This window comes from Hallerella sp., assembly GCF_022776125.1.
Classification (GTDB): Bacteria; Fibrobacterota; Fibrobacteria; order Fibrobacterales; family Fibrobacteraceae; genus Hallerella; species Hallerella succinigenes.
Map to the genome: position 1 here is coordinate 1 of NZ_JALFIA010000030.1, position 18,610 is coordinate 18,610.

At 51.3% G+C, this 18,610-nt stretch carries 13 protein-coding genes, 1 tRNA gene and 1 pseudogene; 10 read left to right on the forward strand and 5 right to left on the reverse strand.

Features of this window, described 5'->3' with window-relative positions; all coding sequences use genetic code 11:
* From MR847_RS04380 to MR847_RS04395, 4 genes are all read right to left on the reverse strand, one after another.
* On the reverse strand, window positions 1-245 hold a 245-nt coding region (locus MR847_RS04380), incomplete at its 3' end, for a GNAT family N-acetyltransferase (protein ID WP_502798507.1).
* Between the two features lie 36 nt (window positions 246-281).
* Window positions 282-2,624, reverse strand: a complete 2,343-nt coding sequence (locus MR847_RS04385; RefSeq protein WP_287723048.1) for an excinuclease ABC subunit UvrA — start codon at window positions 2,622-2,624, stop codon at window positions 282-284.
* Between the two features lie 8 nt (window positions 2,625-2,632).
* Window positions 2,633-3,226, reverse strand: a complete 594-nt coding sequence (locus MR847_RS04390) for a hypothetical protein (RefSeq protein WP_287723049.1) — start codon at window positions 3,224-3,226, stop codon at window positions 2,633-2,635.
* Window positions 3,223-4,158, reverse strand: a complete 936-nt coding sequence (locus MR847_RS04395; protein WP_100426315.1) for a YhjD/YihY/BrkB family envelope integrity protein — start codon at window positions 4,156-4,158, stop codon at window positions 3,223-3,225. Before MR847_RS04395 ends, MR847_RS04390 begins: the two co-directional genes overlap by 4 nt.
* A gap of 62 nt (window positions 4,159-4,220) precedes the next feature.
* Here MR847_RS04395 and MR847_RS04400 point away from each other — a divergent pair, with 62 nt between their 5' ends.
* The 10 genes from MR847_RS04400 to MR847_RS04445 all read left to right on the forward strand — a co-directional run bounded on the left by MR847_RS04400 (window position 4,221) and on the right by MR847_RS04445 (window position 18,168).
* Window positions 4,221-5,117: a hypothetical protein gene (locus tag MR847_RS04400; RefSeq protein ID WP_287723050.1), complete on the forward strand. Its 897-nt coding sequence runs from the start codon at window positions 4,221-4,223 to the stop codon at window positions 5,115-5,117.
* Between the two features lie 17 nt (window positions 5,118-5,134).
* On the forward strand, window positions 5,135-6,121 hold the full coding sequence (locus tag MR847_RS04405; RefSeq protein ID WP_106519653.1) for a diacylglycerol/lipid kinase family protein: 987 nt from the start codon (window positions 5,135-5,137) through the stop codon (window positions 6,119-6,121).
* A gap of 2 nt (window positions 6,122-6,123) precedes the next feature.
* Entirely contained in the window at window positions 6,124-7,080 is a 957-nt protein-coding gene (locus tag MR847_RS04410) for a UDP-3-O-(3-hydroxymyristoyl)glucosamine N-acyltransferase (RefSeq protein ID WP_100426318.1), read from the forward strand.
* Between the two features lie 223 nt (window positions 7,081-7,303).
* Window positions 7,304-7,376, forward strand: a tRNA-Arg gene (locus MR847_RS04415).
* 18 nt (window positions 7,377-7,394) lie between these two features.
* Window positions 7,395-8,876 carry an alginate O-acetyltransferase AlgX-related protein gene (locus tag MR847_RS04420; RefSeq protein ID WP_287723051.1) on the forward strand — a complete coding sequence of 494 codons (1,482 nt, stop codon included), beginning with the start codon at window positions 7,395-7,397 and terminating at the stop codon, window positions 8,874-8,876.
* A complete protein-coding gene (hemL, locus tag MR847_RS04425) occupies window positions 8,876-10,153 on the forward strand; it encodes a glutamate-1-semialdehyde 2,1-aminomutase (RefSeq protein WP_106519655.1) in 1,278 nt (425 codons plus the stop codon). The genes MR847_RS04420 and hemL overlap by 1 nt, the downstream gene beginning before the upstream one ends.
* Entirely contained in the window at window positions 10,153-11,481 is a 1,329-nt protein-coding gene (locus MR847_RS04430) for a TldD/PmbA family protein (RefSeq protein WP_100426321.1), read from the forward strand. Before hemL ends, MR847_RS04430 begins: the two co-directional genes overlap by 1 nt.
* 100 nt (window positions 11,482-11,581) lie before the next feature.
* Window positions 11,582-12,673 carry an efflux RND transporter periplasmic adaptor subunit gene (locus MR847_RS04435; RefSeq protein ID WP_287723052.1) on the forward strand — a complete coding sequence of 364 codons (1,092 nt, stop codon included), beginning with the start codon at window positions 11,582-11,584 and terminating at the stop codon, window positions 12,671-12,673.
* On the forward strand, window positions 12,670-17,076 hold the full coding sequence (locus MR847_RS04440; RefSeq protein ID WP_287723053.1) for an efflux RND transporter permease subunit: 4,407 nt from the start codon (window positions 12,670-12,672) through the stop codon (window positions 17,074-17,076). Before MR847_RS04435 ends, MR847_RS04440 begins: the two co-directional genes overlap by 4 nt.
* A 96-nt stretch (window positions 17,077-17,172) precedes the next feature.
* Window positions 17,173-18,168, forward strand: coding sequence for a hypothetical protein (locus tag MR847_RS04445; RefSeq protein ID WP_287723054.1), 996 nt, complete (start codon window positions 17,173-17,175; stop codon window positions 18,166-18,168).
* A gap of 55 nt (window positions 18,169-18,223) precedes the next feature.
* Here the strand turns inward: MR847_RS04445 and MR847_RS04450 are convergent.
* Window positions 18,224-18,610: pseudogene (locus MR847_RS04450) on the reverse strand (translational GTPase TypA); the annotation flags it as partial.

Genomic DNA, 18,610 nt, shown 5'->3' on the forward strand with positions numbered 1-18,610 from the left:
ACCGCATAGCTTGCATTAGAAATGTGACCGCAACGGCCCACGTTGTTCGGGTGCAGAATGTACAGGCCGAAAACTTTGCCTTTTTCTTCGGCAACGGCGCAGTAGGTCTGTGCCGCAAAGAATTGCTTGCCTGTTTCGGGCGTGAGCGGCTCCTCTTGCGGAAAGGCGATGCCTTCTTCGACGATTTCGTTCCAGATGTGGATCATTGCCGCAAGGTCGGCTTCATTGTATTGTCTAATATGCATGACAGAAATTTAAAATATAATGCTTTCGGTTTTCGACTATTTCGATTTCCGCTCGAGTAGGCATGTGTATTCCGCAGCGCGAATGAAATCTTCTTGATGCTCGATTGCAATGACGGTATGACCGTTTTTGCAAAGCTCTTGGATGAGGGCGATCATGCGGTCGATGTCGTTCTTGTGCAGGCCGCGGGCCGGTTCGTCGAACAAAAAGAGCGTGTTCGGGAACTTAGCGCGGGAAAGCGCGAGCGAAAGCTTCAACCGGGCCGCTTCACCGCCGGAAAGGTGCGTTGTCGGCTGACCGAGCCGCAGGTAACCGAGGCCCGTGCGCACAAGAGGCTGCAAACGGTCCGAGAACTTGTGCGCAAATCCGAAAATCGCAGCCGCCCGTTCCACGGTCAAGTCCAGCACGTCCGCATACGAGAGCGTCTTAAAACGGATTTCTAGAATTTCATCGCGAAAACGTTTGCCTTGGCAGACCGGGCATTCGGATTCTTCATATCCCGAAGGATCGCGCAGAATTCCTTCGCCCTTGCAGGTTTCGCAACGTCCGCCCGGAATTGTTGTGCTGAATTTGGATGCGGTAAAGCCTTTGACTTTGCTTTCGGGGAGTCCCGCAAACAGCTCGCGCAAGAGCGGTGCAATGCCTATGGCGCTCGCGATGGAACTGCGCCGGTTGCGGAAAAATCCACGGGTGCTGAGCAATGAAATATTTTGAATGCCGAGCTTTTTAAAATCGCCCTTAGCAAATCGCGGTTGGATATTTTCAAAGAGGACAGTGCTTTTTCCGCTGCCGCTTTCGCCCGAGATCACGCTAAAATGCCCGACGGGAAATTTGGCGCTCATCGGTTGCATATCGTACTTGGCGAATTTTTGCACGGTGATGTGTTCCGCATCGGGAATCGCGGGCTTCTTTTCGGCTTTCTTGGCTTTTAAGATGTCGCGGAGCCAAGCGCCTGTCGGCGAATCCTTTTTCGTCATCAGTTCTTGTGGGGTACCCTGGAAAAGAATTTCTCCGCCGAGTTCTCCTGCGCCAGGGCCCATTTCAATTACTTTGTCCGCTTTTTCAATCAGAATCGGATTGTGTTCAATCAAAACGAGCGTGTTTCCGCGGTCTCGGATTTCTTCAAAAATCTCCCAGAGCTTTTCGACATCGGTCTTGTAAAGGCCGCTCGACGGTTCGTCGAGGCAAACGCACATTCCATCCAGATGTCCGGTCGCGAGGGGCGAAAGACGCAAACGTCCGAGTTCACCGCCCGAAAGGGTGCTGCCGATACGGCCCGCGCCGAGGTAGCCGAGCCCGACTTTGTTCACGGCGTGGATGCGGGCGTAAAGCATGTCTGCGGTGCTCTTTAAATGTTCGGGCAAACGTCCGTTAAAGAGCTTGGGAAGGAGCGTGTCGAGAGTCGCAAAGGAGGATTCGAGAATGTCTTGCCAGGAAGTTTCGCCGACAGTCGAAGCAAGGATTTCTTTTTTGAGGCGCAGGCCGTGGCATTCGGGGCAAACGTCCGGGTCGCGATCTTCCGTTTCGCTGTAGATTTCTCCGTCGCCGTTGCAGCTCGGGCAGCGGAACTTGGGCGAATGTGGTGTAAAGTCGCCTGGTTCGAGCGGTGCGGCGGTCGTGTTGTGTTCTTCGCAGAACGGGATTGTGCTAAAGGTGGTGCGCGTTCCGCCGTTGTCTAATATGACTTTTGTATGCGAAAAACGGAGCGTCGCATCGACCGCTTCGGCGATGCGGGTACGGACGCCTTCGCGGATGATGACGCGGTCCAAAATGACGAACAGTTCCTTGGGCTTTGACTTGCGTTCTGCGGGGGTCAAGTCGCCGAGGGAAAGACTCTTGCCGTCCGCAAGGACGCGTGCATAGCCTTGGGAAAGGAGCGTTGCCGACAGCGCATCGAGCGTCAAATCTAGAACGTCGATCGGGGCGAGGAACTGCAGACGGCTTCCTTCTGGAAGGTTGCAGATTTTGACGATGATGCTTTCGCGGGAATCGCACTGCATCGGCTTTCCGCAGACAGGGCATGCGGGGCGGGCGAGAGCCGCCCATAAAATGCGCAGGGGAAATTCACATTCCGAAAGGGAAAGCGGACTCGATTTGGAAGGAGCGTCCCCACGGGAAGCGGCAATGGCGATGCTCGGGCGCAAGCCTTCTGCATTGTCCAAGGGAATACTCGTTCTGCCGCCCAAAATTTTTAATGCGAAGGGGCTGAGCGTTTCCAGGTAACGCCTGCGGCTTTCTCCATGCAGAACGTCCATGACGAGCGTGGACTTTCCGCAGCCCGAAGGACCGCAGACGACAGTAATTTTCCCGAGTGGAAAATCCGCGTTCAGGTTGCGGAGGTTTCGAAGGTGTGCGCCGCGAAGGGAAATGTTCTGGTCCATTTCAGACCTCAGTTTTCGCCCCAGTTGATGAAGATAGCGCCGAACGGAGTGTTGAAATCACCGTTGTCAAAGCCGTCTTCGGAAATGCCGAGGAAGAATCTGTAACCGCCGCCGATACCGAATTCGAGTGCCGGGGTGATCTGGTAATTAAAATGCAAAGCGGCGTCGGCGACAAAGAAGCCGTCTTTCGCCTTGGAATTTTCGGTTCCTTGAGTCTGGATGCTGCTAAAGCCTGCGCCAGCGGTCACCGGAATCGAAATGGAGAAATTGCCAAACGAAACGGGTTTGAGTTCAGCGAGAACTCCGAGCGAATTATAGTCCACGGCGATGTTTTTGCCGTTTTCCTTGGTGTTCACATCGTTTGCGACGGTCGCCGCATAAAGACCCAAACGAAAGTTCGGGTTTAAGACAACGCCCCCGTGGATTGAAAAGTACAGGGATCCGTCTTCGACGAGCAAAATGTTGTTCGCTTCAAAACCGACAAAAGCTTTGAGGGAATTGTCGGAAGCGACCGCGTCCGTATCGGTCAGAGTGCTGATTTCGGCAAGAGCCGGGGACGCAAAGCAGGCGAGTGCGATAAAAATCCAGAAAAGTTTTTTCATAATTTACCTTCTTGCCGTACCCAGTTCCATTTTTTGGCTCCGGATTTAGGCCAGCCATAAATAGTCCACACGATGCAGTTCCCGTAGAGCATGATCGCCCAGAATCCAAAGGCGAATAAAAGAACGAGCGGAATAAAGGCGAGGGAACCGTAAAAAAGCGACATGCGGCCGACGATGCCCTGCTGCAACATAATCAGAATGATCAGGTAAATGCAGGTGCAGACCCAGATGCCGATGCTCACGAGAAGCGATGGCAAAAAGAGCTTCTTATAGGAATAATGTCCCTTACGGTAGGGAAGGAGGAAAATGGCAAAAAAGATTAGCGCGATGAAAATCACATCGATCGCCACAATCCAGAATGCGCTCATGATTTGCGGAACGGTTTCGATGGTCAAAAAGCTCACATTGCTTGCGATTTCAAAAAGTCCGCCCTTGATATGGTTCACAAACATCGCAAAAAAGGCAAGACCGAGAGCCGCGAGAAGCAAAAGAGGCGTATAGGCGACAAACTGTTTTAAAAAAGGTCGGGAAGTTTGGTTTTCCCAGACCACGTTCATGTTGATTTCCAGGTTCCCAATCGCAAAAATGTAGGTGATGAAGAGGGAAATCGAACCGACAAGTCCTAAGGTTCTCAAATGGATATGTTCCGTATTCTCGAGGAGCGGCATAATGTCGTCGAGCGGAAGTCCGAGTGAGAAGAATTGGTCAAGGATCGGCAGGTACGTGTTGAAGAACGAGCCTAAACCGAGGGAAAGCGAAATCGCCGTTAAAAGGATAAAGAAGGGGATTACCGCAAGAAAGGACGTGTACGTCATGGCTGCCGCGCGGATCGTCCCGTGGTGGAACAGGAATGCTTTTGTCGAAATGATCAGCACACGAAGTGGGATAGGCCAGTTTCGGGTGAGGCGATCAATAAATTGTTCAAAATCCATTTCGACAAGTCCTGAATGCGTGTGTAAAAACTAAAAATAGTAAAGATTATTATACTTGTTATGTGAAAATTGGCGTTCTCGGCAGCGTTTTACTTTGTTTGTGCTTCATTTCCTGCGGCGGGGAATGGATTGCAGGGGATTCTCCGAAGGTTTCCTGCAATCTTTCTGAAGTGCCATTCCGTTCTGCACAAAAAATTTCCCTTTCGTCGGACGGGGAAACCCTTTACATTTTGGACCGTTACAACGACGTGTATGCGTATACGCGGAACGATGCGCGGACATGCGCCTTTGAACTCTCGCGGACTTCGGAAAATCCCGATGGCGAAATTCCGGTGAACATGGCGCAGGACATTGCGAAGGTCGGTTCCTGGCTGTATTATTACGACGGGATTTCTGTTTTGCGCTATGACGATGAAGATTGGATGTGCGATGTTTCGCTGAATGCGATGGCGCTGACCGCTTCGTATATTTATTACGCGCCTTCTGCGGGACTTGCGCAGTTGAAAATGAATTCGACGGGCTGCGTCAAGACTGGAATTTCTTATTCGGCGACGCGTGTGATGGCGCTTGATGTGATGTCGGATTGGATTGTGGCAGTGGAAACTTCGGGAGCGCTTACAGACTCGCCAGAGCGTGTCTCGATTTATGATGCGGATGGCGGCGTCAGGACGCGTGCGGCTTTGGCGGCGAGCGATACAAATAATTCTTTACATTTCTGCTCGGCGACCCGTGTGCGCTTTGGGGCAACCTTTTTTGCCTTGTTGGATGCGGAATGTGGTTATCTCGGCGTGTTCAATTTGTCGGGAGGGTTGCAATATCGAATGGATTTGATGGAAATCGGGGTGCGGAATGCGGTCGATATCGACATAATCCAGGATGATCTTTACATTTTGACGTCGAGTACAGTCAATCCTTTGATTTATTTAGATCTGGCTTCTTACGCTTTTGGCGAAGAATAATTATAAATTGAGAGAGTATGTACAAGTTCAGCTTTTTAGTGAATCCGATAAGTGGAGGTGGCCAAGGTAAGGTCATCCTCAACTTTGTACCGGAAATCATGCAGTCCATGGGATTTGAAGATTCCGAATGGACGGCTGAACTGACCAGTGGAAAGCGTTTGCGGGAGCAGATCCGTGAAACGGCGGAAAAGACGGAAACCCTGATCGCGGTAGGCGGTGACGGGACGATGTCGACGATGCTCTCGGTGATGCTCGAATCGGGCTTTGCACAAAAAGTGCGCATAGGTCTGATTCCGCTTGGAACGGGTAACGATCTTGCCCGCGTATTGAACCTTTACGAAACCTTCGTGAACAAGGGCCTTCTCTTTTTGGTGCGCAGGCTTGTGCAGGCAAGGCATCGCCCGTTCGACATTTGGAAGGTAAACGGTCAATATGTGCTCGCGAATTATTTTTCGAGCGGCATCGACGCACGAATCGCACATGATTTTAATGCGGACCGAGCCTCGGGTAAAATTTCGAGTCATTCGGTTGTCGCAAACAAGATGCACTATGTGGATCGCTTTTTTGCGGACCGCAAGCATTGCCTTGGAAAGGCGCATCTCAAAGTTTTGGATCAGAAAGGAAGGTGGATTGAAGAAGATGTTTCCGGCTACCGCACCGTGATAGTCGGAAACATTCCGAGCTTTGCTTCGGGCGCAAATCCCTTTGACGGTAGCGATATGGCGGACGGCCTTTTGGAAGTCGTTCCCGTGCCGAATATGATGTCTTTCTTTGGCGCGCTTGCGCTTGGAAGCGTTCCTTTGGTGGGGAAGATTTACAAACGTTCATTCCTCAAAACGATCCATGCAAAAGAAGTCGTTCTCCAGACTTCGGAAGAGGAATTCCACCAGCTGGACGGTGACGATTTAACGCATCGTGCTGGCTCGGAAATCCATATTGAATACGGCTGTCGAGTTCAAATGCTCACGCTTGAACAGGGCCTTTCTTTTCCAGAGACGAATTGAAAATGAAACAGACTTGTGTTGAAGATTTGGCCGTATTTTTGAACGGCTCCGTGGAATATATCCAGTCTAAAGATAATTTTAAAATTACGGGATTTGCCCCGGTGCTGCATGCGGCAAAATATCAGGTTTCTTTCTTTACAGGCAAGGCTTTGATGGGTGAACTTCGTGATTCGCATGCGGGCCTCGTTTTGGTGCCGCAGGAGTTTGCTGGTTCCCCAACGGTCGGCGCGCTTTTACGCGTCAAAAATCCGTATGCGGCGATGGTGAAGATTATCGAAAAATTCCATCATCCGGAATTTTCGGAAGGCTTTGTGGCGAGCTCTGCAAAGGTGCACCCTTCTGCGGTCGTGGAAGGCTCGCTCGGCGAAGATGCGGTCGTTGGCCCGAACTGTGTGGTGATGCGTGGCGCAGAAATCGGCGACGGTTGTGTACTGCAGGCAAATGTGACCGTTTATTCGAATGTGAAAGTGGGCAAGGATTGCCAGTTTCAGGCGGGCTCCGTGGTGGGTTCGCGCGGTTTTGGCTTTTATTTTGATGATGCCGGTGTACGCAAGATGGTGCCTCATGTGAGCGGCGTGCGTATCGGAAATCGTTGTGAATTTGGGGCGAATAGCGTGGTGGCGGCGGGATTTTTGGCCCCGACGACCATCGGAGATGATTGCCATTTTGATTCTTTTGTACAGATAGGTCATAATTGCACGGTCGGAAATCGCGTCTATATGGCTTCGCAGTCTGGACTCGGCGGAACGACCGTGGTGGAAGACGATTGTGAATTTGCTGGCGGTGCGCAGATCGCTGGGCATTTGTCGATCGGCAAGGGCGCAGTCATTGCGGCGAAGGCCGGGGTGACAAAGAGCGTTCCTGCCGGCGCTGTGTATGCGGGATTCCCTTCGGAACCGATCGAAAAATGGCGGAAAGGCGTTGTCGCTCTTCGCCGGCTTGCCGATGGCAAGCGCTAAAAAGAGGAGTACTTGCGTACTCCTCCCCGGATTGAATTTGTTTTGTCGTTTTCGGATGTTCAGGTGAATGATCATCTCCCCAAACTCAACCCATGCGCAAATTACTTATTGTCGAAAAGGCTTTCAACGATAGGGACGGATAGAAAAGTTTTTGCGTATTCTAACGGAATACGCAAAGTCACACCTTGAAAAGTCCAGAATTTTCTATATTTAACCACAAGTTGCCCTCATAGCTCAAATGGATAGAGCACGCCCCTCCTAAGGGTGAGATCTACGTTCGATTCGCAGTGGGGGTACTTTTTTTTAAGGGGCCTATGAAACGCCTAACCGTTTTATTCACCGCGATATTCTTTGTGATGCTGCTTTTGCCGGTATCGTGGGAATTGGCTCACTCTTTTCGGAGCGGGGAAGCTTTTCTGCCGCTCGATATCTTCCGGGATGTGGCTAGCCCATTTGCGCGGGAAGCGGTTTTAAAGCGGGAAGCAGACTCGCTGAACGTGGGAATGAAACAGATTTTTGCCCTTGCGAAATCGGAAGATTCGACTTTAGCGGAAAAGATTTCGGATTTAGACGGGGTCGCACAGAACTTGAAGCGTACCCTGATGGACGTCAACGCTTACCTGCCTATAGATTCGACGGATTCCGCGGTGGATCAAATTTCCAAATTTCAGAAAATGCTGGCGGGTTTGGAATCCGATGTTTCGTTGAACGATAGCCTTTTGAAAATGGTGGCGGATATTCAGAACACCTATGCGTCTTTTTCGCTTTCCCGAGTGGCGAAGGCTTGGTGGAATCACGGCATTTTGAGCGGAAAGTATTTGCGAGCCTATGAAGACCGCATGGAAAAGGAAAATTCCTTTGTCAAAATAATGCGCCCCTTTTACCAGACTTTTGCATGGAAGGTGCTTAAGGATCCGGGAGAAAAGGCGGTTTATGCGGACTCGAACTTTTTGTACTACCGCCAGGACGTAGACTTTTTGGTAAAGCCCGCACCGTGGACTCTCGACAGCTTAGACAATCCGATTGAAGCCGTTCTGGATTTTAAGGCGGAACTGGAAAAGCGTGGTGTGGAACTGCTTGTGGTCGTCGTCCCGGGCAAGCCTTCGATTTACCCGGAATTTTTGAACCCGACGATGTTCTCCTTGTACGAAAAGAAATTTTCACTTGGACGTCGTTTTGTCGATACGCTTCAGACGCTTGGCGTGCAAATGGTGAACCTTTACCCGGTTCTAAAAAAAGCGAAGGAAAAAGATCGCGAAGGCGATTTCCTTTACCTGTATACGGATACGCATTGGACGCCGCGTGGAGCGCGAATCGCAGCAGAAGCGGTCGCGAAAAAGGTGAAGAAAATGCCCGTGGCGAAAACGTTTCCGAAACTTTCGCTCACGGATTCGCTCGTGACCGCCGTGCGCACGGGAGATATTGCGACGATGGCGGATCTCGAAAACGCTTATCCGAATCAGACGGTGGAAGCGCATCAGGTGAAGAATGCAAAAACAGGCGCACCTCTCCGCAGCGATTTTCGTAACTCCAAGATATTGATCTTAGGCGACAGCTATTCGCGCATCTATGAAACGGACGCGCCGATGTCTGCCGGTTGGATTTCTCAATTCGCAAATGAAATGCAGACCCCGGTGGCAAGTATTATTTCGGATGGTGGCGCAAGTACGCTTGTCCGTGAAAAGCTTGCCCGTCGTTCGGGTGTTCTCAAAAACAAAAAACTTTTGATTTGGGAATTTGTGGAGCGTGATCTGCGCTTTGGTGCAGGAGGCTGGAAAAAAGTGAGGTTTGACTGATGGCTGAAAATTCTTGGTGGAATCGTGCTTTAAAAGTTTTGCCGGGTGGCGTGGATTCTCCGGTGCGCGCCTTTGGCGGCGTAGGAGGTCAACCCGTTTTTGTGAAGCGTGCGGACGGTCCATACCTGTTTGCTGACGACGGAACGCAGTATGTGGACTTTATCGGCTCCTGGGGCCCGATGATCTTGGGACATAATCCGCCTGAAGTCACCGAAGCTTTGCACGAACAGCTGAGCCGTGGCCTGAGCTTTGGCATGGGCACGGACATTGAAGTCGAACTCGCGGAACTCATTCTTTCGAAAATTCCGGGCATGGAAAAGCTGCGTCTGGTGAATTCCGGAACGGAAGCGACGATGAGCGCGATCCGTGTGGCGCGTGGCGCGACCGGTCGAAACAAGATTATCAAGTTCCGCGGCTGCTACCACGGTCATGGAGATTCTTTTTTGATTCAAGCGGGCTCTGGCGCTTTGACGCACGGCGCTCCGAGTTCCTTGGGCGTGACTCCGGGCGTTGCTCAGGATACCCTGATCGCGGATTACAATCATTTGGAACAGGTCGAGGCTTTGTTTGCAGCCCATGCAAATGAAATTGCGGCGGTGATTGTAGAACCGGTCGCCGGCAACATGGGATGCGTACCTCCGAAGGCTGGCTTCCTCGAAGGCTTGCGTGACATTTGCACCAAGAACGGTTCTGTGCTGATCTTTGATGAAGTGATGACGGGATTCCGTGTTTCGGATGGCGGTGCCGCTAAGCGTTTTGGCGTTCACCCAGATATGATTACCCTCGGCAAAATCGTCGGCGGTGGAATGCCTCTTGCCGCTTATTCGGGCAAGGAATCTTTGATGCAGAACGTGAGCCCGCTCGGCAAGGTTTACCAGGCGGGAACGCTTTCCGGTAACCCGATGGCAGTGACCGCAGGCCTTGCACAGCTCAAGCTTCTGTACAAATTAAATCCTTGGGAAGACTTGGAACAGAAAGGAGTGAAACTCGAAACGGGTCTTCGCAAGGCTGCAGAAGATGTCGGCACCACGGTGCAGATCAACCGCGTCGGTTCGATGTTCACCGTATTCTTCTCGAAGGCTCCGGTCATCGATACGGAAACGGCTCTTGCCGCAGACACAAAGCGCTTTGCGACATTCTTCCACGAAATGCTCAACTTGGGAATTTTCTTTCCGCCGTCCCAATTCGAAACGACCTTCATTGGCGCCCGTCATTCCGACGAAATTTTAGACAAGACTCTCGCCGCAGCGAAAATTGCATTTGAAAAGGTAAAGTGATGAATATTTCTGAAGCCGTCCAGTTCCTCGCAGAAGAAGCGAAAAAGTCCGCCACTGCATTTGACATTATCGGTGGACATTCTAAATCCGAAGGCGTTTCCGTTTTTCAGGGAAGGCTTCAGAATACTGAAATTTCGGAATCGGTCGGCGTCGGTATTCGCGCTTTCCAAGGTGTAAAACCGGGATACGCTTACACGGAACGTTTGACGGAAGATGCTCTTCGTCAGACCGTGAAAGACGCCTTGTTGCACACGCAGTTCACCAAGGATCTTCCGATTGAATTGCCGCATCCGGAAAATCATCCGTTGCGTAAAATCGAATACAATCCGGATTTGAAAAATGTTTCGCTCGCTCAGATGGCGGAACTTTCAATCGACATTGAAAAACGTTGCTTTGCCCTTTCGAAAGATGTGAAGAACGTGCCGTATCTCGGTTGCCAAAAGAATGAATCCCTGACGGTCTTTGCGAATTCGAACGGCGTTTACTTTGAACGTCGCGACAATGGCATTGGAGCGGGCGCCGGGGTTGTCGCAGAACGCGGCGATTCGAAAAAGCTCGGCGGCTTCGATCAAGACAAGATGAAGTTCGAAGAGCTTTCTGCGGAAACGATTGCAAAGAAATCTGTGGAACGCGCTCTCGAACTTTTGGAGCCGAAGAAGATAGAAACCGGTAAGATGCCGGTGATTCTTTCGGAACGCGTCGCGGGCCAGATCCTTAGCATGTACGCTTCTTCCTTTGTGGCGGAAATGGTGCAAAAGGGACAATCGCGTTTGCAGGGTAAGCTCGGTCAAAAGATTGCCGGGGCGAACCTCACGATTCTTTGCGATCCGACCCGTGAAGACCTTCCGGGAGTCAAGACTTACGACTCCGAAGGGACTTATGCGGACAAGGTGACCGTGGTGAAGAACGGCGTTCTTTCGGAATTCCTGTACAATTTGGAAACAGCCCATGTCGAAGGCCGAAAGAGCAACGGCTGCGCTTTGCGTTCTTACGAAGGCAAGGTCGGTTCGGGATTCTCGAACCTGGTCGTTTTGCCGGGTGAGCATACGACGGCAGAGCTTTTGAAGCTATTCCCGAAGAGCCTGCTCGTGGTGCGCCTGGAAGGCAATTCCGGTTGCAGTGCAATCAGCGGAGAAATGAGTATCGGTGTACAGGGCATGTATGCGGAAAATGGTCAGATTCTGCATCCGGTGGAAGGCGCGACCTTGAGTGCCAATTTCATCGATTTACTCGGTACTTTGGTCGCGGTCGGTAAAGATTATCCGGAATCCTATACGAGTCGTCAAGTTCCGGCGCTTGCTTTCCCGGAGATTGCGGTTTCCAACTAAAGTTTTGTCATGTTTTTGTAAAGAACGAAACTTTTTCTCCCTTTGCTGCAACCGAATGTTTGCTTTCATCATCTAAAGGGGGAGTAAACGGTAGGTAAATATGAAGATTTATTCCGCGCTTGCAGCAATTTTCCTCGGCTGTTTTTGGATTGCAGCCTGTTCTTCGGAATTCTCGAGTTCCGCTTCTCAGAAGAAAGCTTCTTCTGCAAATGGTAAAACGCGCATGTTGCGCGTTTCCGGCTACATCGCCGTTCCCGATTCGACGTCTGGAACTTATACGGCCAACGGTGAACTTGTCGCCAAGGCGCAGGTCGATTTGAAAGCGGAAGCGTCTGGAAAGCTCGTGAAGCTGTATGCGAAGGACGGGCAGAAGGTTTCCAAGGGAACGCTCCTTGCAAAACTCGATGACGCAGAACTCCAGGCGAATTTGAAAAGCGCAAAAACCGCTTTGGATCTCGCCGAGAAAAAAGCGTCCCGCACCAAGACCCTTTATGGAAAGGACGGTGCGACGGCAGAAGAGCTTGAATCCGCAGAAAGTGCGGTGGAATCGGCAAAGGCTTCGAAGGAGCTGATCGAAGCTCAGCTTCAAAAGACCGAGGTGCGCGCTCCGTTTGCAGGAACGCTCGGCGTTGTGGAAGTTTCGGAAGGCGCCTGGATGACTTCCGGGGCGCAGATTGCGACGCTCACGAATACGAGCGAACTCAAGGTGGAATTTGAACTGCCGCAGCGTTTTTCCCGCTATGCAAATATGGGAGATAAAGTCGTTTTGATCGACACGGAACAGGGAATTAAAGCCGATGCCAAAATCTGCTTTTTGGATGCGACGATGTCGAATACGAGCCGTACCCGTAAGGCACGTGCGCTCTTGAAGAATGCGAATGGCAAATTTTTGCCGGGAACCTATGTACGTGTGAAGCTCGACTTTGGCGAGGGCGAACTCGTGGGAATTCCTGTGCCTTCCGAAGCGGTGACGCTCGATGCGAATGGCGCTTACGTTTTTGTGGTTAAAGATGGCAAGGCGAAAAAGGTGGATGTCCAGACCGGTTTAAGAACCCCGATTACGGTCGATGTGGTACAGGGCCTTTCTGCGGGCGATACTGTGGTGGCTTCGGGCCTTATGAATGTGCGTGACGGCATGGGCATCGAAATCAAGGAATTTTCGAACAACATGAGCTACGGGGTGAATGAATGAGTTTTTCTACGCTTTCCATTCGTCGCCCGGTTCTGGTGACTGTGCTCTCTTTGGGCATTATCCTTATCGGTGCTTTTGGCGCTTCGAATCTCGGCATTCGAGAATACCCGAACGTGGATTCTCCGATTATCACGGTCCGTACCACTTATACGGGCGCAAATGCTGCGGTTGTGGAAACGGAAGTCACCGAAATCATCGAAGCGTCGGTGAACAGCGCTTCGGGCATTAAGTCGCTGACGTCGACGAGTTCCGATGGACGCTCTTCGATTCGTGCAGAATTTGAAGTGGGGACGGACCTTGAAGCGGCGGCGAACGATATCCGTGACCGCGTTTCACGTGTGCAGCGAAAGCTCCCGGACGGTGCCGATGCGCCTGTCGTTTATAAATCCGATTCGGATTCCGATCCGATCTTGATTGCGAGCCTTCTTTCGGATACCCGTGATGCGATGGAACTTTCGGAACTTGCGACGAACGTGGTGAAGGAACGTTTGCAAACGATTCCCGGCGTTTCGGAAGTGAACCTTTGGGGGGCGAAAACGCCGGTGGTGCGCCTTTGGCTTGATCCACTGCGCATGAAGGCGATGGGCGTAACCGCTTCGGATGTTTCATCCGCGCTTTCGGTGGAAAACGAAGAACTTCCGGCGGGCAAAATTGAAGGCCAGACGATGGATCTTTCGATTCGCACGCTTGGTCGTTTGAACAGCCCTTCGGATTTTAATTCGATTCCGGTGAAGACCGCTGCGGACGGTTCCATTGTGAAACTTTCCGATGTGGCGCAGGTCCATTACGAGCCGATGGATACACGAACCGGTTTTAAGCGTAACGGCAAGAACGTGATTTCGGTGGCGGTGATTGCACAGCCCGGTTCGAACCATGTGGCGATTGCCGATGAATTTTACAAGCGTGTGGAAGCGCTTCGCCGTGATTTGCCATCGGATATTCAGATTTTGAGCGGGCTTGATACTTCGGTGAATATTCGTTCTTCGATTCAAGAAGTGATCGAGACTATTTTCATTTCCTTTTTGCTCGTGATTGCGGTGATTTTTCTCTTTTTGCGAGAAGCGCGGACGACGCTCATTCCAATGGTCGTGATTCCCGTTTCGATTGTGGGAAGCTTCTTTGTGCTTTATCTGTTTGACTTTTCGATCAATGTGCTGACTCTTCTTGCGATGGTGCTTGCGATTGGCCTTGTGGTAGATGATGCGATTGTGATCGTGGAAAACATTTACCAGAAGATTGAACACAATATGTCGCCGAAGGCGGCTGCGGTAGCGGGCATTCGGGAAATCTTTTTTGCGGTGATTGCGACGTCCGTGGTGTTGATGGCGGTGTTCGTGCCGATGCTTGCCTTGGGCGGAACGACAGGGCTTCTCTTTCGCGAATTCGTGGCGGTGATGATCGGGACAGTCGTGATTTCGACTTTCTGCGCATTGACGCTCACGCCGATGCTCTGCTCGAAGATTTTGCGTGTGCAGAATAAGGGCGTTCTCTACAATGCGACCGAGCCTTTCTTTGAATGGCTGAACGAAATTTACAATAAGCTGTTGAACGCATTCCTCCGCGTCCGTGGACTGATCTTTGTGATTATCGGAGCGTTGATGGTGGCTGCCTACTTCTGCTTCACGAACCTTTCTACCGAAATGGCTCCGCAGGAAGACAGCAACATGTTCATGGTGAACATCTCTGCGCCGGAAGGAACGGGCCTTGGTCAGACGAAAAAAATGTCCGAAGCTTTTGTCGAAGAAATGACGAGCCTTATGGATTCGACGGAATACGAAGAAATTCAGGCGGGCGCAAGGTCGGGCGGAAGCTCCATGATCCGTGTGACGTTAAACCGCGACAAATCCAAGCGTCGCTCGCAAAGCGAAATCGCAAGACAGGTTCAGATTTTGGGCGCGAACTATCCGGATTTGCGCGTGATGGTCTTTGAACCGCAGAGCGTTAGCACGAGCCGCGGAGGCTTACCGGTGCAGTTTGTATTGCAAGCGGGTGAAATCGAAGTGCTTCGCGAACTGCTTCCGAAGTTCACAGCCGAAGCGGAAAAAAGTCCAGTATTTAGCGTGGTCAATGCGGATCTCAAATTCACCAAGCCGGAACTTCACGTGGAAATCAATCGCGACAAGGCGCATGACCAGGGCGTTTCCGTCGATGACATTGCATCTACAATCGCTCTCACAATGGGCGACCAGACCTATGGCGAATTTTACAAGGAAGGCCGTCAGTATGATATCATCGGAGCTGTGCCATATCAGTACCGCGCATCTCCGATGCATTTGGATGAACTCAGCGTTCGCAACGGTTCCGGTGAAATGGTTTCGGTTTCGAACTTTATCACTTATAAAGAAAAGTCCGCATCGCCTTCGCTACCGCGTTATAACCGCTTCAGTGCGGCGACGATTTCGGCGGGTCTAATGCCCGGGAAAACGGTGGGTGACGGCGTGGAAGAAATGCGTCGCATTGCGAAGACTGTGATTCCGGATTCGCTGAATATCCAGACGGAACTCACCGGGACTTCGAAGGAATATGAAGAAAGTTCTTCAGGACTTTACGTTGTCTTTTTGTTCGCGCTTGCCTGCATATTTCTTGTGCTTGCGGGACAGTTTGAAAGTTACCGCGCTCCGTTCGTCACCTTTTTTACGGTGCCGCTTGCGATTGCGGGGGCTGTCATTTCGCTGTACTTCTTTGGACAGACCTTGAACATTTTTAGTGAAATCGCTTTGATTCTGTTGCTTGGCCTCGTGACGAAAAACGGAATCTTGATCGTTGAATTTGCAAACCAGATCGCCGAGCGCACGGGCTGCTCTCGTCTTGCTGCGGCCAAGAAAGCGGCTCGTTTGCGCTTCCGTCCGATTCTCATGACGAGCCTTTCGACGGTTCTCGGCGCACTTCCGCTGATCTTGACGGGAACGCCAAGCCGCATTGCGATGGGCGTAACGATTGTGTGCGGCTTAACTTTTGCGACGTTCCTGACGCTCTTTGTGGTGCCTGCAGCGTATTCCTTCTTTGCGAGTATACCTGAACGCAGTGCTAAAGTGGACCCGGATGCGAATGCGGACCCGAATACGGGCGTAAAGCTTGCTTCGATGCTCTTGCCGATGATTTTTGCAGGAGTCCTTCTCCTTCCGCAAACGTCCAATGCGGCGGTGCTTTCTCCCGAAGAAGCGGTGCAAACGGCAATTGAAAAGAATGCTTCCGCATTGATCTATGAAGAGAATGTAAAAAGTGCTGAAGCGAATGTAAAAAGTTCGCGCAAGGGACTTTTGCCGACCGTAGACCTTTCGCTTTCGCGTTATTACAGCTACGGCGATGCGTATTCCAAAACACAGGCGGGTGTGACGTCGGATATCGATGGCGATTTAGGTCATAGCGATGCTTTCCAGATAGCGGTCAATTATGCGGTCTTTGACGGCTTTAACGATATTGCTTCGTACAAGGCAAGCAAGGCGCAGGTGGAAAGTTCCAAGGCGGCGTTACGTGCCGCGCGGGAATCCTTGGCGGCAAATGTGCTTACCGCATACTTTAGCGCGGTGAATGCGAAGTCGGCACTTGTCCTTGCGGATTCGAACCTTTCTGTTTCGAGAGAGCGCTGCGAACTCGCCAGGAACAAGTATGAAGCGGGCTCGATGACGCGTCTTGATTTTCTTTCGGCGCAAATGGACTTTTCAAGCGACAGCTCCAAGTACCTTTCGCTCGAATCAAGCCTTTCTTCTGCCATCCGAACCTTGGATGAATTCTTGGGAGGTGGCGTCATTCACAGCGGAAACGATCTGCCGGATTCGATCGCCGTCGAACGGAAACCTTTTTGGACGTCGGAAGAAGGCCTCGCCCGTGCCAAGGAACGTGCCTTGGAAAACAATGCGGACCTTGCGGCCGCCAAGGCGCAGATGAACTATGCGCAGGTGAACCGCCAAGGTTCGAATTCGAATCTTTATCCGAAGCTCAATTTGCACGGTTCTTGGAATGCGACTGCCAGCGAATCGGATAAGTCAAATCCAGAAAAAGCGAACAGCCAGTATTTTAAGGTCGGTGCCGCTTTGACGTGGAACCTGTTCAACGGTCTTGCGGACAATGCGGCATCGGAATCGGCGAAAATCGCGGAACGGTCTGCGGAACTGCAGGTCGAAAATGTACGCCTGAACGTAGAAACGCTAGTTTCGAATGCAGTCGAAGCTCATCTCCGTTCTTTAGACGCTCTGCAGGTTGCTGAAGGTAATGCGGAACTCGCCGCGGAAATGTTGAAGCTTGGCGAAGAACGCTTAAAGGCGGGAAGCATCACGAACTTTGAATTCCGTGAAACGCAGAGCCAGTGGAGATCTGCACGTGAAGCGCTCCTTTCGGCCCGAATCGCCACCCGGACGGCGGAAATCCAGGTAAAGCTTTTGACGGGCGATATTCTGAAGTAGAATCCAGCAGTCTCTGGCTGATAATTTCAAGTTTTTTTTACATCCCACCGAGCAAGAATAATCTAATTCATAGATATGAATAAAATTCTGTGTTTGGTGGTATGTTTGACCGCTTTCCTTTTTGCCGAAGAAAAGCTCCCGATTTATAAGACGGATGAGCCCTCTTCCAAAATTATAGGCTACCTGACCGTTTCGGATGAGGTGGAAGAACTTCCGATTCCGCCGAAAAAGAAGAAGGTGGTGAAGTACGTGAAGCAGCGCAATTCTAAAAAGAAAAAACGCGTGGTGAAGTACGAGGAACTTCCACCGGGACCTCCGCCGGAGTATATTCCGGTGAAGACTCGCTTTGCCAAAAAAGGCTATGTACGCCGTGCGGATCTCGCCCGCATGAAGGAGCGTGCAACGGACTTGAGCGGAATCTATTCTTCGCCGACGGGAAGCGTTATTCTTTCCAAATCGCCAAATTCTCCGGGGCGGTTCAATATTGTCATTCAGAACGGACATGGAAGATTCCGTGCTGCGATTTCCATGGGGAACGTGCAGGCGATGAATCAGTTTGGGCATACACGCTTCAACTATGCGGAACCGGGCTGCGTCGTGGATGTGGACTTGTTTGAACGTAAAGTGCGCGTGGCGCAAAAGGGCTGCGAAGAATACAACAGTCCGCAGAATAAGCTTGAAGGCGCTTACAACGATTACAAGGAATACCGTCACCGCGCCGAGGTTTTTAACGATCCGGAGTTTTTCATGACCTTTCGCAAGTATGTTTGGTGTCCGGAAGGTCCGAGTTCTTGCGAAAAAATTCGCGATGAAGATGGCTGTGATGTACAAATTATTTGGAGCAAGGATTCCCGCGGTATGATCGAACGCCACTGCGGCGAACATGTTCACAAGTACCGCCCCATGGAAAGCATGATTCCGCACAAACAGGACTTTTACAAGGGCGAAAAACCGATCATGGTCAAGGCGAAACGCACCGACATGGCGAACGAATGGATGATCTGGTCTTACTATCCGGAAGCGAAGCGCTTTAAGATGGTGCGGTACGGAATGCGTCCCGATGCCGCGTACACGGAAATTTACGAGCCTTAGTTTATAAAAAAATCCCGCGGAACTCCGCGGGATTTTCTGTTCGAAATCAAAACGATTAATCTTCGTCTTCTTCGACCGGAGACTTCGATTCCTGCTTACGCTTGTGCGGATCGAGCGTGATCTTGCGAAGGCGGAGAGCTAGCGGGGTCACTTCGACGCATTCGTCATCATTGATGAACGTAACGCATTCTTCGAGGGTCATGCGGCGGTACGGCGTGAGCTGAATGTTATCATCGGAAGCCTTGGAACGCATGTTCGTCAAGTGCTTGCCCTTCGTCGCATTTACGATGATGTCGGTCGTACGGTTGTGTTCGCCGATGATCATGCCCGGATAGACTTCCGTTGCTGGCGGAATGAAGAGCGCGCCACGATCTTCGAGTTTTGCGAGAGCGTAGCTCGCTGCTGCACCCGGCTCCTTGGCGATGAGAACGCCATTCGTACG